14 protein-coding genes are annotated in these 14,520 nt (G+C 58.2%); 11 read left to right on the top strand and 3 right to left on the bottom strand.

The genetic code is table 11. The features are described from left to right. Window positions 1-39 precede the first annotated feature (39 nt). The 5 genes from sucC (at window position 40) to DU29_RS0110685 (ending at window position 5,284) form a co-directional block, all read left to right on the top strand. Window positions 40-1,206, top strand: a complete 1,167-nt coding sequence (sucC, locus tag DU29_RS0110705) for an ADP-forming succinate--CoA ligase subunit beta (RefSeq protein ID WP_028621693.1) — start codon at window positions 40-42, stop codon at window positions 1,204-1,206. Further along, window positions 1,206-2,087, top strand: a complete 882-nt coding sequence (sucD, locus tag DU29_RS0110700; protein ID WP_028621692.1) for a succinate--CoA ligase subunit alpha — start codon at window positions 1,206-1,208, stop codon at window positions 2,085-2,087. Before sucC ends, sucD begins: the two co-directional genes overlap by 1 nt. A gap of 471 nt (window positions 2,088-2,558) precedes the next feature. Further along, complete coding sequence (brnQ, locus tag DU29_RS0110695; RefSeq protein ID WP_028621691.1) at window positions 2,559-3,872, top strand: branched-chain amino acid transport system II carrier protein; 1,314 nt, start codon at window positions 2,559-2,561, stop codon at window positions 3,870-3,872. Window positions 3,873-4,145: 273 nt separating this feature from the next. Continuing rightward, a complete protein-coding gene (locus DU29_RS0110690; protein ID WP_028621690.1) occupies window positions 4,146-4,883 on the top strand; it encodes a DUF599 domain-containing protein in 738 nt (245 codons plus the stop codon). Further along, window positions 4,883-5,284 (top strand): MAPEG family protein, encoded by a 402-nt coding sequence (locus tag DU29_RS0110685; RefSeq protein ID WP_028621689.1) that lies wholly within the window; start codon window positions 4,883-4,885, stop codon window positions 5,282-5,284. Before DU29_RS0110690 ends, DU29_RS0110685 begins: the two co-directional genes overlap by 1 nt. Before the next feature lie 72 nt (window positions 5,285-5,356). Here DU29_RS0110685 and DU29_RS0110680 read toward each other — a convergent pair whose 3' ends face one another. Beyond that, window positions 5,357-5,593: a hypothetical protein gene (locus tag DU29_RS0110680; RefSeq protein WP_028621688.1), complete on the bottom strand. Its 237-nt coding sequence runs from the start codon at window positions 5,591-5,593 to the stop codon at window positions 5,357-5,359. 158 nt (window positions 5,594-5,751) lie between these two features. On the opposite strand from DU29_RS0110680, the gene DU29_RS0110675 reads away from it, so the two are divergent. From DU29_RS0110675 to htpG, 3 genes are all read left to right on the top strand, one after another. After that, window positions 5,752-6,228, top strand: a complete 477-nt coding sequence (locus DU29_RS0110675) for a PaaI family thioesterase (protein ID WP_028621687.1) — start codon at window positions 5,752-5,754, stop codon at window positions 6,226-6,228. After that, window positions 6,225-6,677: a PaaI family thioesterase gene (locus tag DU29_RS0110670; protein WP_028621686.1), complete on the top strand. Its 453-nt coding sequence runs from the start codon at window positions 6,225-6,227 to the stop codon at window positions 6,675-6,677. Before DU29_RS0110675 ends, DU29_RS0110670 begins: the two co-directional genes overlap by 4 nt. Before the next feature lie 81 nt (window positions 6,678-6,758). Continuing rightward, the gene (htpG, locus tag DU29_RS0110665) at window positions 6,759-8,663 is read left to right on the top strand and encodes a molecular chaperone HtpG (RefSeq protein WP_028621685.1); all 1,905 of its coding nucleotides are present in this window, start codon (window positions 6,759-6,761) and stop codon (window positions 8,661-8,663) included. A gap of 213 nt (window positions 8,664-8,876) precedes the next feature. Here htpG and DU29_RS0110660 read toward each other — a convergent pair whose 3' ends face one another. Beyond that, window positions 8,877-9,737 carry a pirin family protein gene (locus tag DU29_RS0110660; RefSeq protein ID WP_028621684.1) on the bottom strand — a complete coding sequence of 287 codons (861 nt, stop codon included), beginning with the start codon at window positions 9,735-9,737 and terminating at the stop codon, window positions 8,877-8,879. A gap of 61 nt (window positions 9,738-9,798) precedes the next feature. Then, window positions 9,799-10,215 carry an OsmC family protein gene (locus DU29_RS0110655; RefSeq protein ID WP_028621683.1) on the bottom strand — a complete coding sequence of 139 codons (417 nt, stop codon included), beginning with the start codon at window positions 10,213-10,215 and terminating at the stop codon, window positions 9,799-9,801. A gap of 168 nt (window positions 10,216-10,383) precedes the next feature. Between DU29_RS0110655 and DU29_RS0110650 the strand changes: the two genes are divergently transcribed. From DU29_RS0110650 to DU29_RS0110640, 3 genes are all read left to right on the top strand, one after another. After that, window positions 10,384-11,391 carry an amidohydrolase family protein gene (locus tag DU29_RS0110650; protein WP_028621682.1) on the top strand — a complete coding sequence of 336 codons (1,008 nt, stop codon included), beginning with the start codon at window positions 10,384-10,386 and terminating at the stop codon, window positions 11,389-11,391. A gap of 154 nt (window positions 11,392-11,545) precedes the next feature. After that, window positions 11,546-12,922 (top strand): pyridoxal-phosphate dependent enzyme, encoded by a 1,377-nt coding sequence (locus DU29_RS0110645; protein ID WP_028621681.1) that lies wholly within the window; start codon window positions 11,546-11,548, stop codon window positions 12,920-12,922. Continuing rightward, window positions 12,919-14,097, top strand: a complete 1,179-nt coding sequence (locus DU29_RS0110640; RefSeq protein WP_028621680.1) for a cystathionine gamma-synthase — start codon at window positions 12,919-12,921, stop codon at window positions 14,095-14,097. Before DU29_RS0110645 ends, DU29_RS0110640 begins: the two co-directional genes overlap by 4 nt. Window positions 14,098-14,520: the final 423 nt, after the last annotated feature.

The following is a 14,520-nucleotide window of genomic DNA, read 5'->3' as shown; positions in this document are numbered from 1 at the left end:
GCACCGAATGCGCAGTACCTAACGAAGACGGTAATAAGCATGAATCTTCACGAGTATCAGGGTAAGCAGCTGTTCGCTGAATACGGCCTGCCAGTTTCGACCGGTTACGCAGTAGACACTCCGGAAGCAGCAGCAGAAGCGTGCGACAAGATCGGCGGCAGCGAGTGGGTTGTCAAAGCCCAGGTTCACGCCGGTGGTCGCGGTAAAGCGGGCGGCGTTAAGCTGGTTCGCAGCAGAGAAGACGCCAAAGCATTCGCACAGCAGTGGCTGGGCAAGCGTCTGGTGACTTACCAGACTGACGCCAATGGTCAGCCAGTCACCAAGATCCTGGTTGAATCGTGCACTGATATCGCTAAAGAGCTGTACCTGGGCGCTGTCGTTGACCGTTCGAGCCGTCGCATCGTGTTCATGGCTTCCACCGAAGGTGGCGTGGACATCGAGAAAATCGCTCACGATACTCCTGAGAAAATTCTCAAGGCCACTATCGATCCACTGGTTGGCGCTCAGCCATTCCAGGGTCGCGAGCTGGCATTCCAGTTAGGTCTGGAAGGCAAGCAGGTTGCCCAGTTCGCCAAGATCTTCGTAGGCCTGGCCAAACTGTTCAAGGATCATGACCTGGCTCTGCTGGAAGTGAACCCGCTGGTGATCAAGGCTGACGGCGATCTCCACTGCCTCGACGCCAAGATCAACATCGACGCCAACGCCATGTACCGTCAGCCTAAGCTGAAGACTTTCCACGATCCGTCGCAAGACGATCCGCGCGAAGCGCACGCTGCCAAGTTCGAACTGAACTACGTGGCACTGGAAGGCAACATCGGTTGCATGGTCAACGGTGCGGGCCTGGCCATGGGTACCATGGACATCGTCAACCTGCATGGCGGCAAACCAGCCAACTTCCTCGACGTGGGCGGCGGTGCTACCAAAGAACGCGTTACCGAAGCGTTCAAGATCATCCTGTCCGACACTAACGTCGCTGCAGTACTGGTCAACATCTTCGGCGGCATCGTTCGTTGCGACATGATTGCCGAAGGCATCATCGGTGCAGTGAAAGAAGTCGGCGTGAAAATCCCGGTTGTTGTTCGCCTTGAAGGCAACAACGCTGAGCTGGGCGCTAAAGTACTGGCAGAAAGCGGTTTGAACATCATCGCTGCAACCAGCCTGACCGACGCTGCTCAACAAGTCGTTAAAGCTGCGGAGGGCAAATAATGAGCGTCCTGATCAATAAAGACACCAAAGTTATCTGCCAGGGTATTACCGGTTCGCAAGGTAGTTTCCACACCCAGCAAGCCATCGAGTACGGCACCAAGATGGTTGGTGGTGTAACTCCGGGCAAGGGCGGCACCGAGCACCTGGGTCTGCCAGTGTTCAACACCGTGAAAGACGCTGTTGCTCAAACTGGCGCTACCGCCAGCGTGATCTACGTTCCGGCTCCTTTCTGCAAAGATTCGATCCTGGAAGCTGCTTTCGCCGGCATCAAGCTGATCGTTTGCATCACCGAAGGCATTCCTACCCTGGATATGCTGGATGCCAAGGTCAAGTGCGACGAGCTGGGCGTAGTCCTGATCGGTCCTAACTGCCCAGGCGTGATCACTCCAGGCGAATGCAAGATCGGCATCATGCCAGGTCACATTCACTTGCCAGGCAAGGTCGGTATCGTTTCCCGTTCCGGCACCCTGACCTACGAAGCTGTCAAGCAGACGACTGACGCTGGTTTCGGTCAGTCGACTTGCGTCGGCATCGGTGGTGACCCGATCCCGGGTTCGAACTTCATCGACATCCTGAAGCTGTTCCAGGAAGACCCGAAGACCGAAGCGATCGTAATGATCGGTGAGATCGGCGGTTCGGCTGAAGAAGAAGCGGCTGCTTACATCAAGGCACACGTGACCAAGCCGGTTGTTTCCTACATCGCTGGTGTGACTGCCCCTGCGGGCAAGCGCATGGGCCATGCTGGCGCAATCATCTCTGGCGGCAAGGGCACAGCAGACGAGAAGTTTGCTGCCCTGGAAGACGCAGGCGTGAAAACCGTGCGTTCGCTGGCAGATATCGGCAAGGCTTTGTCCGAGCTGACCGGTTGGGCCGTCAAGTAAGCCTCGCGCTTAGCTGACGCTTCACCAGACAAAGGCCACCTTCGGGTGGCCTTTGTTGTTTCTGAGGTTTGTGCATTGCCCCGGTGGCGAGGGGATTTATCCCCGCTCGACTGCGCAGCAGTCGTAAAACCATTGTATGCGGTGCATCTCATACACCTCGAATGCAGGTTTTGGGGCCGCTTCGCGACCCAACGGGGCGGTGCGGCGTTCCGCTAAATCCCCTCGCCACGGGGTTCTACGTCAGCAAATAAGATACGTAAATGCGACACAGAAATGTCGCAGATCGGAATGTTCGCCCTGCAACAGTGCGTTTGTCGTGCAAATTCGTTAGGCTAGCCGCCATTTTTGCGTCCGCGTCCCACAAGGAAGCTTCGCGCTAAAGGGTCGGGCCTATGCGGTTCGACAGCATTTCCCTCACCCATAAGGGAAATCCCTCTCTAAATTCCGATTCAGTAGTGTGGTATTTCCCCAATGAAAGTGTTGAAAGGTCAGGACATCCTGGCGCTTGGTTTTATGACGTTTGCCCTGTTCGTCGGGGCTGGCAACATCATCTTCCCGCCTATTGTCGGTTTGCAGTCCGGGCCTCATGTCTGGATGGCAGCGTTAGGCTTCCTGATCACAGCGGTCGGTCTGCCGGTGATCACTGTGGTGGCGTTGGCGAAAGTCGGCGGCGCAATGGATGCCTTGAGCAGCCCGATCGGCAAGGTGGCCGGCGGCATCCTCGCGGCCGCTTGCTACCTCGCGGTAGGCCCGCTGTTCGCTACACCGCGCACGGCGACCGTGTCATTCGAAGTCGGTCTGGCGCCACTGACCGGCGAAAGCCCTTTGGCGCTGTTCCTTTATAGCGCCGTGTACTTCCTGCTGGTGTTCTTCATTTCGCTGTATCCAGGTCGGTTGCTGGATACCGTAGGACGTTTCCTCGCGCCGCTGAAGATTATCGCCCTGGCGATGCTCGGCATTGCGGCGTTCGCGTTGCCTGCCGGTGATATCGGCGTAGCGACGCCGGAATATGTCGCAGCACCGTTTTCCCAAGGCTTCATCAATGGTTACCTGACCATGGATACCCTCGGCGCACTGGTGTTCGGCATCGTCATCGTCAATGCCATTCGTTCGCGCGGTGTCGAGTCTCCGGCGCTGATCACCCGTTACGCGATCATCGCCGGGCTGATCGCCGGTGTCGGTCTGGCGCTGGTGTATGTCAGCCTGTTCCGTCTTGGCTCGGGCAGCCATGAAGTGGCTGCCGGTGCGACCAACGGCGCGGCGGTATTGCACGCCTACGTGCAGCACACCTTTGGCTCTTTGGGCAGCGGTTTCCTTGCTGTGCTGATCTCCCTGGCGTGTCTGGTGACGGCGGTCGGTCTGACCTGTGCGTGCGCCGAGTACTTCAGCCGTGTGCTGCCACTTTCCTACAAGACCTTGGTCATCATCCTTGCGGCGTTCTCCCTGCTGGTGTCCAACCTCGGCCTGACCAATCTGATTGCGTTCTCGATCCCGGTGCTGACGGCGATCTATCCGCCGTGCATCGCGCTGGTGGCCCTGAGCTTTTGCAAGGATTTCTGGAATGAGCAGACCCGTATCGTCGGTCCGGTGATGCTGGTGTCGTTCATCTTCGGCCTGATCGATGCGCTTAAGGGCGCAGGTCTGGCGGACTGGATGTCGACGCAACTCACCCACCTGCCGCTGAGCGAGCAAGGCCTGGCCTGGCTGGTGCCGTCGGTCATGACGCTGGTAGTGGCGGTGATCTGCGATCGTCTGCTGGGCAAGCGCGAAGAAGCCTTGGCTTAAGCCGGTTCAAGGCCCGTCACAAGCGGGCTTGAGCTGCTCTCAGCAAAAAAACGAAATGCCCCGTATCAATCGATACGGGGCATTTTTTTTGCGCTTGATGCAGTGTCTTTCCCTTGAGCTAACGTCGAACCACCGCCTGAACCTTGTAGGAGTGAGCCCTGCTCGCGATAGCGGTATTACAGTCAACACAGAGGGTGAATGTTCGGCCGCTGTCGCGAGCAGGCTCACTCCTACAGGTAATATGTACTGCGTATTTACATCAAAAGGACCCGCATGTCGTTCATCCAAGCCAACCTGATCCACATTCTCGCCGCCGTCTGGTTCGTCATTTGCTGGGGTGGGTATACCCGTTATGCAACGTGGAAGGGCAGCGATACGGCGTGCCTGGCCAGTGTCCTGCACCTGTATCGGGAGGACTGGATGCGCCGCATGCTGCTGCGCGACAACCGCATCGCTGATGCCAGCGTTATCGGCAACCTCGAACGCAATGCCTCGTTCTTCGCCTCCAGCACGTTGATCATTCTGGCCGGTATTCTGACCGTGCTGGGCGCGTCCGAACGTGCGGTGTCGTTGCTGGCAGACATCCCCATGGTGCAGCAGGCGTCCCGGGGTATGTCTGAAATCAAGCTGTTGTGCCTGGCGATGGTGTTCGTCTATGCGTTCTTCACCTTCAGCTGGTGCATGCGTCAGTACAACTTCGCGGCGATCCTGATCGGCTCGGCGCCCATGGTGGGGGAGCGCCATGTGTCCGAGCAGGAGCGTAAAGCCTTCGCCGCCCGTGCGGCGCGCGTCATCTCCATGGCGGCCAACCAGTTCAACTTCGGCCTGCGTGCTTATTACTTCGGCATGACCATGCTGGCCTGGTTCGTCAGCCCGTGGCTGTTCATGCTGATGAGTGCTGGCGTCGTAATGGTGCTGTACCGCCGCGAGTTTCACTCCGCTGTGCTCGACGTGATGGTGTATACACCTACAGAGGCACCTTTGCCTGATGCAAACAAAGAGGCTGTTTGATGAGTATTCCGTTCTGGTGTGTGTTTGTTAGTGCATTGCTTATCTATGTAGCCCGCATGCCGGTGGCGAAGGCGATGAAAGAGCAGGGCGGCTACAACAATCACCTGCCACGCCAACAACAGGCGCAACTGACTGGCTTCGGTGCACGCGCGTTGGCGGCGCATCAAAACAGTATCGAGGCATTTATCCTGTTTGCAGCGGGGGTCTTGATGGCGCATACCACGCAAACGGCGGGGTGGTTGATTGATACGCTGGCGATCATGTTTGTGCTAGCGCGAATAATCTACCTGCTGTGCTATTGGGCAGATCTGGCCTGGCAGCGCAGTCTAGTGTGGGTGGTCGGACTAGTGTGTTCGCTGTTGTTGATGATTAGTCCGACTTTTAGAACTGTTTTGCTCTAAGCCCTACTTCAAAAATGCAGACAAAAGAAAACCCGCACTTGGCGGGTTTTCTTTATCACGCTAAAAACTGAATCAGTTTTTAGGTGCTTCCTCTTTTGCTGCCGCTTCGTTCGATTCGGCCTGAGCTTTGGCAGCTTCAGCGTTTTCTTTCGCAGCGTCGTTCACTTTATCCTGTGCTTTGTTCATATCCTGCTGAGCCTGCTCAGCATGTTCGTTGGCATCTTGAGCTTTGTCCTCGGATTTTTTATCGCAGGCAGCGAGACCGAGGGAAGCGGTCAACATCAAGGCAATAGCAAAAGTCTTACGCATGGGGTGGATCTCCTTATGGAAAATATCTACTGGCCTTTCGAGCATGGCCCTTCCGGTTAAGTTCCTCAATTTGTTCAGATATATAAGATTGTTTTTCAGTGGAACTTCTGCCGCTTGGCATGTTGCTTATTATCGGCTCTAACGAGAATGTTTATCATATGTCTGAGAACCCCGTTTTTGAGCGTGCGACACGGTTCCTGTCGGCGTTGCGGCACTGTCAGGTGCTTGGGCTGCGTGTACACAGCGCCAGCAATGAAGGACTGACTGTGATCCTTCCATACAGCGAAAAAATTGTCGGCAACCCGCGCACCGGAGTGATTCATGGGGGGGCATTGACGTCGTTGATGGACACGGCGTGCGGCATGTCGACCCTGTGCGTGCTGGCAGAATTCGAAGTCTGTCCGACCCTCGATCTGCGCATCGATTACATGCACGCCGCCGAACCCCATAAAGATGTGTACGGATTCGCCCAGTGCTACCGGGTCACGACCGACGTGATCTTCGCTCGCGGTTTCGCCTACCAGGACGACCCGGAGCAACCCATCGCACATGTAGTGGGTACATTTATGCGCATGGGCAAAGCCATCAAGGGCACTAAAGGTTTTGGCGGCGCCATCGCCGGGAGCGCGCAATGACCGATACGTTCAAGGAGCAATTGCAACAGGCCCACGCGCTGGGCGACTACGCACCGCTGCTGCAGATGATTCCCTACGCCGGGCTGATCGGCATCGAATGCTCGCGGGTCGGCGACGAGCTGCTGTTTCGGCTGCCAGCCAACAAGGACAACATTGGTAATCCTATTCTGCCGGCGATCCATGGTGGTGTTATCGCCGGTTTCATGGAATTGTCCGCCGCCCTGCATTTGCTGATTTCCACCGGTTCGCCGGGCGTGCCGAAAATCATCGACTTCTCATTGGACTATTTGCGTGCCGGGCAATTTCGCGACACCTGGGCCCGCTGTCAGGTCTGTCGCCAGGGGCGGCGCGTGGCTAACGTGGCGGTGACAGCCTGGCAAAGCGTCGAATCGGAGCCCATTGCTACCGCCCGCGCACATTTCAAAATCGAAGAGCCCTTGAAATCCTGATCTCAGCCCCCAACTTTGATGACAACCCGCCGCCGACCCTGAAGGTCGCGGCCACTGCCATCTGATTGGAGTTTGATGACCATGAGTGTGGAAACTCAAAAGGAAACCCTGGGCTTCCAGACCGAGGTGAAGCAACTGCTGCACCTCATGATCCATTCGCTGTATTCCAACAAGGAAATTTTCCTTCGCGAATTGATCTCGAACGCCTCTGACGCTGTCGACAAATTACGTTTTGAAGCACTTTCCAAGCCGGAGTTGCTGGAAGGTGGCGCCGAGCTGAAAATCCGTGTGAGCTTCGACAAGGACGCCAACACCGTCACCCTCGAAGACAACGGCATCGGCATGAGCCGCGAAGACGCGGTCACCCATTTGGGCACCATTGCCAAATCGGGCACTGCCGATTTCATGAAAAACCTCTCCGGCGATCAGAAAAAGGATTCGCACCTGATCGGTCAGTTTGGTGTCGGTTTCTATTCCGCATTCATCGTTGCCGACAAGGTTGACGTGTTCAGCCGTCGTGCCGGCCAAGCCGCGAGCGAAGGCGTGCACTGGTCCTCAAAAGGCGAAGGCGAGTTCGAAATTGCCACTGTCGAGAAAGCCGATCGTGGTACTCGCATTGTTCTGCACCTGAAATCCGGCGAAGACGAGTTCGCCGATGGCTGGCGCCTGCGCAATATCATCAAAAAGTACTCCGACCACATCGCGCTGCCGATCGAGCTGCCGAAAGAAGTCGCCGCTGCTGAAGGTGAAGAGCAACCTGCCGCCGAATGGGAAACCGTCAACCGCGCCAGCGCGTTGTGGACCCGTCCTCGTACTGAAGTGAAGGACGAGGAATATCAGGAGTTCTACAAGCACGTCGCCCACGACTTCGAGAACCCGCTGAGCTGGAGCCATAACAAGGTCGAAGGCAAGCTGGAATATTCCTCGCTGCTGTATGTGCCGGCCCGCGCTCCGTTCGATCTGTACCAGCGCGAAGCGCCGAAAGGCCTGAAGCTGTATGTGCAGCGCGTCTTTGTCATGGATCAGGCCGAGTCGTTCCTGCCGCTGTACCTGCGTTTCATCAAAGGTGTGGTGGATTCCAACGACCTGTCGCTGAACGTGTCGCGGGAAATCCTGCAGAAAGACCCGATCATCGATTCCATGAAGTCGGCGCTGACCAAGCGCGTTCTCGACATGCTGGAAAAACTGGCGAAGAACGAGCCTGAGCAGTACAAGAGCTTCTGGAAGAACTTCGGCCAGGTCATGAAAGAAGGCCCGGCTGAAGACTTCGCCAACAAGGAAAAAATTGCCGGTCTGCTGCGTTTCGCATCGACCACCGGCGACGAAGGTGAGCAAGTGGTGGGTCTGGCCGATTACCTGGCGCGTGCCAAGGAAGGTCAGGACAAGATTTACTACCTCACCGGCGAAACCTACGCGCAGGTCAAAAACAGCCCGCACCTGGAAGTCTTCCGCAAGAAAGGCATCGAAGTGCTGCTGCTGACCGATCGTATCGACGAGTGGCTGATGAGCTACCTCAGCGAGTTCGACGGCAAGAGCTTCGTTGACGTGGCGCGTGGTGACCTGGATCTCGGCAACCTGGACTCGGAAGAGGACAAGAAGGCCGCGGAAGAAGTCGCCAAGTCCAAGGAAGGTCTGGTTGATCGTCTGAAAACTGCACTGGGCGATTCTGTCGCTGAAGTGCGGGTTTCGCATCGTTTGACCGATTCCCCGGCGATTCTGGCCATTGGCGAACAGGACCTGGGGATGCAAATGCGCCAGATCCTCGAAGCCAGCGGGCAGAAGGTCCCGGAATCGAAGCCGATCTTCGAATTCAACCCGGCTCACCCGCTGATCGAGAAACTCGACAACGAGCAGAGTGAAGAGCGCTTCGGCGACCTCTCGCACATCCTGTTCGATCAGGCGGCGCTGGCCGCCGGCGACAGCTTGAAAGATCCGGCCGCTTATGTGCGCCGTCTCAACAAGCTGCTGGTTGAACTGTCGGTCTAATCGGCAGGTAAGAAAAAACCCGCTTCGGCGGGTTTTTTTTGACTCCTCGACCCTGATCCCTAACGGGTTGTTGCGCAGACACTGTTCTTCAGGCCTCTTCGCGAGCAGGCTCGCTCCCACAGGGTTTCTGTGTCATCTACCGACTGCGCATCCGCCACCAATCCTTGTGGGAGCGAGCCTGCTCGCGAAGGCGTCTTTAAGCTCAGTACACAACTACGGCAATTCGATGCGCTCTATCTCCCCCGGCACTGTCGGCCAGTCGCCGGCGGCCCAGCGGCGCCGCGCTTCATCAATCGCAGTCGGGTCACTGGCGACGAAATTCCAGTTGATCCGTCGTGGTCCGTCCAGCGCAGCCCCGCCAAACAGCACGGCGTGGCAGTCGCTTTCAGCGAACAAGGTCAGCTCTTCCCCGGCAGGCAACACCACCAAGGCGTGCGGCTCGATCAGCTCGTCTTCCAGCTGCGCTGCACCGCTCAGCACATACAGCGCGCGTTCTTCATGTTCGGTCGGGATCAGCAATGTCGTCGCCGTCTGCAGGTGCAATTCGGCATACAGCGTAGGAGAAAGCACCGGGACCGGCGATTCCAGACAAAAGCCTGAGCCGGCTATCATGCGAATTCGCACGCCCAGGTTATCGCTGACCGGCAAGGTTGCCGCCGGATGATGGCTGTAGTGCCCCGGACCCTGTTCATGCTCTCGGGGGGACGCGAGCCAGACTTGCAAGCCATGCATCCTGAAGCCGCTTTCCAGCAGTACTTGCGGTGTGCGCTCAACATGGGCAATCGCGCTGCCGGCCGTCATCCAGCTGACATCGCCGGCGTCCACGACTTGATCGGAACCGAGGCTGTCTTTGTGCTGGATCTGCCCCTGAAACAGGTAGGTGAGGGTGGACAGCCCGATGTGCGGATGCTGGCGGATGTTCATGCCTTTACCGGCCGGGTAATCAGTCTCGAGCATATGGTCAAAAAACACGAAGGGCCCGACGCTGCGGCACTTGGCTGATGGCAAGGGGCGAAGAATCGGTTGACCTTCGACATCTTCGGCGCGGGGGCGAATCACGAGCGGAGTGTTCATGGTGCATTCCAGGCTGTGCGGGTGACGCATGAAGCATAACCCGCCGGCCCGGACGTTGCCGCTATTGGCTGAAGGCGCCCTCGGACAAATGAGTTTCAATGCTGACGTCGGTAGTGGTCATCAGCTTGTGGATAGGGCAGCGGTCGGCCACGCGGTGCAATTCATCGCGCTGAGCATCGGTGAGCACACCTTTCAAAGTCAGCTTGACGTGCAGGGCGTATTTGCCTTTCTGTTCTTCGCTGTTATCACGTTTGACTTCGACGGTGACGCCGGTCAGCGGGATGTCCTTCTTCTTGGCGTACATCTTCAGGGTCAGCGCTTTGCAGGCGCCCAGTGCGGCATCGAAATAATCGTGCGGCTCCGGTGCCGAGCCCTCACCGCCTGCGGTGGTAGGGGCGTCGGTAAACAGTTCGTGCTCATCGATCTGCACGCTGTGACGAAGACCTTCGGCGGTTACGGTGTTGACGGTGACAGTCATGTGAAACCTCGCAGGATGTAGGAAAACGATCGATGTTGAGCGCGCGCGGTGGCTGGGCGCCCTGAAGTTATAGAGCATTCTCACGCAACCGCGTTCCAAGGGTTTGTATCGGTGAACCCTCAATGGGGCGGCGGGGTCTACGCTGTTCCTGACTTTCGGAGATCGCCCGTGCCCCTGATTCGCTCCAGTGTTGCCTGCCTGTTGGCTTTTTGCTGCGCGAATGCCAGCGCCCGCGAATACGCCTACAGCGATGCGCACCTGCATTATGTGGATTTTTTCCAGGAAAGCGCCGGCATGCCGAAATTACTCACGGCGATGAAGGAAAATCGCATCGAGCATGTAATGATTTCCGGCATTCCGGTGGCGAAGAAATGGCACGAAGATGAACCCAAGCGCCCGCGTTATTACGCCGGTGATGACGCCGATGCCTATTGGTACAGTGCGACGGACGTGATTGTCGCCGCTGCAGTGAACAAACTGACGCCCGAACAACGCCCGTATTTTCACCCGTTTTTGTCCGGCTTCAATCCCAACGACAAAAACTCCGCCGCGCACATCCAGCGCATGCTCGATCTCAATCCCGGGCTATGGCAGGGCATCGGCGAAGTGTTCACCCGCCACGACGACTTGACCGCCCTGACGTCCGGCGACACGCCACGGGCGAATAACGAAGCGATGACGCGGATCTACCACCTCGCCGCCGAGAACGATTTGCCGGTGATGGTGCACTCCAACATCACCTCCAAGCGTGAGCGCAATCCGCTGTACCTGGCAGAAATCGAAGAGCCGCTGCGCAATCATCCGCACACCCGGTTTATCTGGGCGCACGCCGGCACCAGTGCGGAAATCCACCGGCATCAGACTCAGCTGGATTTTCTCTTGCCAACGCTGACCCGCATGCTCGAAGCCTATCCCAATCTGTTTATCGACCTGTCTTGGAGCATGCTCACGCCTTACCTGCTGGACGAGCAGGGCACGCCACGCAAAGAGTGGCTGAGCCTGGTAGAGCGTTTCCCTGAGCGCTTCATGCTCGGCTCGGACGTAGTAGGACGATTCAACAAGCTCGGTCAGGAACTGCACAGCTTCAAACCGTTTCTTGATGCTTTGCCTGAGGAAGTCGCGCGAAAAGTCGCGCGGGATAATTTCCTTGCGGTCCTGCCGCGCACGGTGCGCTGACACGGCCCGTTGATCCACTGAATGGCGCGCGACGGTTGCGGGTGACGGCATCCGGGCCTATGGTCCAAACGAGGTATTGCCGGCGACACGTACTGGATGGCGGGTCGTTGGGTTCAGTCCATCCAGTGCGGATTCTCCGCAGCGAGGTGACGCCATGCCGAATGATTTACGCCCCGCAGTGCTCGAACTGATCGGCAGCACGCCACTGGTTCGGGTCAATCGTTTTGACACCGGTCCGTGTACGCTGTTTCTCAAACTCGAATCACAGAACCCCGGTGGATCGATCAAGGATCGCATCGGGCTGGCGATGATTGATGCCGCCGAACGCGACGGTCGCCTGCGGCCCGGCGGCACCATCGTCGAAGCGACGGCCGGCAACACCGGTCTTGGCCTGGCGCTGGTCGGCCGCGCCAAGGGTTACCGGGTGGTGCTGGTGGTGCCGGATAAAATGTCGACTGAAAAAATCCTGCACTTGAAAGCCATGGGTGCCGAGGTTCATATCACCCGATCCGATGTCGGCAAGGGCCATCCCGAGTATTACCAGGATGTGGCGGCGCGCCTGGCGGAAGATATTCCCGACTCGTTTTTCGCCGATCAATTCAACAACCCGGCCAACCCGCTGGCTCATGAATGCAGCACTGCGCCGGAGATCTGGGCGCAAACTCAACACGACGTGGATGCCATCGTCGTCGGCGTGGGGTCGGCGGGCACGTTGACCGGGCTCACCCGTTTTTTCAGCCGTGTGCAGCCAGATCTGGAAATGGTCCTGGCTGATCCGGTCGGTTCGGTGATGGCCGAATACAGCCGCAGCGGCACCGTCGGTAAACCCGGGTCGTGGGCGGTTGAAGGCATTGGCGAAGACTTCATCCCCTCGATTGCCGACCTGTCCAGCGTGCGCCACGCCTATTCGATCAGCGATGAAGAAAGCTTCGATCACGCCCGTCAGCTGCTGCGCGCCGAAGGCATTCTCGGCGGTTCGTCGACCGGTACCTTGCTGGCGGCGGCGTTGCGCTATTGCCGCGAACAAACCGAACCGAAGCGGGTGGTGAGTTTTGTCTGCGACACCGGCACCCGTTACCTGTCGAAGGTCTACAACGACCAGTGGATGAACGATCAAGGCCTGCTGCAGTACAAGCATTACGGTGATTTGCGCGATTTGATCGCGCGACGTTTCGAGGACGGCAGGGTGATCAGTGTCGGCCCGGACGATACGTTGCTCACGGCCTTCCAGCGCATGCGCCTGGCAGATGTTTCGCAACTGCCGGTACTGGAAAACGGCCAGCGCCTGGTCGGGGTTATCGACGAGTCGGACATTTTGCTCGGCATGCAGGAGGACGCTTCGCACTTTCGCATGAGCGTCGCCAGCGCGATGACCGACAAGGTCCAGACCCTGCCGCCCGGCGCCAGCCTGTCGCGGCTGCAGGCTGAACTCGACCGCGGCCTGGTGGCGATCATTGCCGATTCTTCGGGTTTTCATGGCTTGATTACCCGGGTCGACCTGCTCAATCACTTAAGGAGATCGCTGGCATGAGTCAACACGACGAAACCGGCGCACCGCGCGCATTTGCCACCCGGGTGATTCACGCCGGGCAAGTGCCGGACCCGACCACCGGGGCGCTGATGCCGCCGATCTACGCCAACTCCACCTACCTGCAACAAAGCCCCGGTGTGCACAAGGGGTTTGACTACGGGCGCTCGCATAACCCGACGCGTTTTGCGCTGGAGCGATGCGTGGCGGATCTGGAAGGTGGCACTCAGGCGTTTGCCTTCGCGTCCGGGCTGGCGGCGATTGCCAATGTGCTGGAACTGCTCGATGCCGGCGCGCACGTCGTGTCGGGCAATGATTTATATGGCGGCACCTTTCGGTTGTTCGACAAAGTGCGTAAGCACAGCGCCGGGCATCGCTTCAGCTTTGTCGACCTGACCGATTTGTCTGCCTTCGAAGCGGCGCTGCAGGAGGACACGCGGATGGTCTGGGTCGAGACGCCGAGCAATCCCTTGCTCAGCCTCACCGACCTCGCCGCCGTCGCGCGCATTTGCCGTGATCGCGGGATTATCTGCGTGGCCGACAACACCTTCGCCAGCCCTTGGATCCAGCGACCGCTGGAGCTCGGTTTTGACATCGTTGTGCATTCGACCACTAAGTATTTGAACGGTCACTCCGATGTAATTGGCGGTATTGCGGTGGTCGGGCAGAACGCCGATTTGGCCGAGCGGTTGGGTTTTTTGCAGAATTCGGTCGGGGCGATTGCCGGGCCTTTTGATGCGTTTTTGACATTGCGCGGGGTGAAGACGCTGGCGCTGCGCATGGAGCGCCATTGCAGCAATGCGCTGGAGCTGGCGCAATGGCTGGAGCGTCAGCCGCAAGTGTCGCGGGTTTATTACCCAGGGTTGGCGTCGCATCCGCAGCATGAGCTGGCGCGGCGGCAGATGCGCGGTTTCGGTGGGATGATTTCCATTGATCTGAACAGCGATCTGGCCGGTGCGCGGCGGTTTCTTGAGGCCGTGGAGATTTTCGCGTTGGCGGAGAGTTTGGGTGGGGTGGAGAGTTTGATCGAACATCCGGCAATCATGACGCACGCCAGTATTCCGCCTGAAACGCGGGCGCAGCTGGGGATTGGTGATGGGCTGGTGCGGATGTCGGTGGGGGTTGAGGATGTTGAGGATTTGAGGTTGGATTTGGCGCGGGCGTTGGGGCGGATCTGAGTTTTCGGTTGGAGTGGGGTCCTATTCCGTCTGCTATGTCATGGCTGATATCGGGTCCGCTTATACAGCCATCTCTTTTCAAGGCCTTTGTTGATGATCGTTCCCAGCCTGGCTAACCGTCAGGCCGGCTATCAGGCCGCCTCGGCGGCTGTGGCTGTTAGCGCACCGTCGGGAGGCTGAGTGGAGGTTCTGCGCAGTGGGCAACCCGGCAAGGATGCCGGGTTAGGCGCGCACGGCCAAGGATGGCCGATCGCGCCGGGCCCACGGAGCAGGGCCGGAGCGAAGGCATGGCGAGCCTAAGCGAGCCACCGGACGTCAGGGGCAAGAGCACTTGGTTACTTGGTGTCGGGCCGCGCAGGCTTTTCCAAGTGACTCGCTGTAAGAGCGAAACAAATACAAGCCGTCACGGCAAAAATGGATATA

This window comes from Pseudomonas sp. Ant30-3, from assembly GCF_000690905.1.
In the GTDB taxonomy this organism is placed as follows: domain Bacteria; phylum Pseudomonadota; class Gammaproteobacteria; order Pseudomonadales; family Pseudomonadaceae; genus Aquipseudomonas.
Note: the sequence above shows the minus strand (reverse complement) of the source record. Positions and strands in the feature narration are given on the sequence as shown.